Raw genomic sequence first — 1,514 nt, forward strand, 5'->3', positions numbered from 1 at the left:
ATAAGTTTTAAAATATTTAGCCATAACCAGGCCTCCGTTCATAATCTCCAAAGTAGGAGAGGTTTATATTTAATGTCATAGTTTCCCCACAATGACAAAGTATTGGATTATATTTAAAAGTGTTCATGATCATTATACGCCAACTTAGGTTTCTTTTCTTCAAAGAAATAAAAGAAACTTTAACTAACCTACATTCAAGTTTTAATCTTCTAGAAGCTCTATTAGCGTAAAACCCAAAATATCTTAACACATGAGTTTTACTATCAGGTATATGTCTAATAAGTTTACCGATAAAAGAATAAACAGATTCTTCTATAGTAACAATCTCACCAGGAGTTTCATGAGGCTCATATCTCCAAGTAACAGTATTATTATCTTTATTTAACTCTAAGATATTATGTTCACTAATAGAAGGATGAGATGCATATCTAGCAATATAATCAGCAGTATCTTTAGCACTTTTAAGTTGATTAGTTTTCCCATCTAGTTTAGGACCATGTATGTAGAAGCCATCTTTATATTGTTTAAGAATTTTAGTTCTTAAAATATTGAAATCTCTATAAAGACTATTATCAGTAGTTTTCTTAATAGCTTCGTTAGCATTAGATAAAAACCTATACATAAAAGTCTTTCTAAGTCTTTCAAAAGGAAAATAAAATTGTCGTTTCCTCTTACCAAACCGATCTATCGTACATTCAGCAAGAAGAACATGTAAGTGTGGATGCATATTTAAACTTCTACCTGCAGTATGTAAGAAAGCGGCATAACCAACTTTCCTATCATCTCTTTTATCTTTTCGACTTTTATTTAAAGTCATATCAAACGCTTCACTAACTGATAAAAATAAAACATCAAACAATGCTCTACATTTCCAAAAGTAAGGCCTAAGGTCAAAAGGTAGAGAAAAGACAAAATGCCTATGTGGTACATTAATTAATTTCTTTTGAATATTAAGTGAACGTTCATCTCTGTATTTATGGCCACATGATGAACAAAATCTAGACTTACAAGAAAATCCAGTCATGTGAAAGTTATCACATTTAGTGCATTCATAAAAAAGATAACCTTTACTCAAATCACGGCAATCAATCATCGCTTCAACGTTTTTGATAATAGAGTCTCTAAGTAAATTTATGTGTTTATTCTTAAAAGAATTCCAACCAAATCTAAAAATATCATTTAATGAGACATTTGGTTTATTATTTTCTTTTCTAAATATTTTTAGATTAGAAAGTTTATTAAATTCATTTTCATAAACAGAACTACCTTTCATAGCAGCAATAGCAAGTAATTCTTTATGATGATTAGTAAAATAACTAGGTACCCTCATACCTATATTGTATAATAAAACATGAGGAAATAAAAAAAGAGGTGACACAGTCACCCCGAGCTAAATTTATTTAGCTTTTAGTTTATAAAAGGGATTAAACTTTGAATTTAAAAGTATAAATCGTTAAAAATTTACGAATTAAAGACTTTTTATAACATTAGATGAATATGAGGCTATAACGTGC

1 protein-coding gene is annotated in these 1,514 nt (G+C 28.8%); it reads right to left on the reverse strand.

Annotated elements, in window-relative coordinates:
* Positions 1-16: 16 nt before the first annotated feature.
* The gene (locus VK998_RS11130; protein WP_325228302.1) at positions 17-1,378 is read right to left on the reverse strand and encodes an IS91 family transposase; all 1,362 of its coding nucleotides are present in this window, start codon (positions 1,376-1,378) and stop codon (positions 17-19) included.
* Positions 1,379-1,514 lie beyond the last annotated feature (136 nt).

Origin of the sequence: Schnuerera sp., assembly GCF_035459645.1 — a bacterium.
GTDB lineage: Bacteria > Bacillota > Clostridia > Tissierellales > Tepidimicrobiaceae > Schnuerera.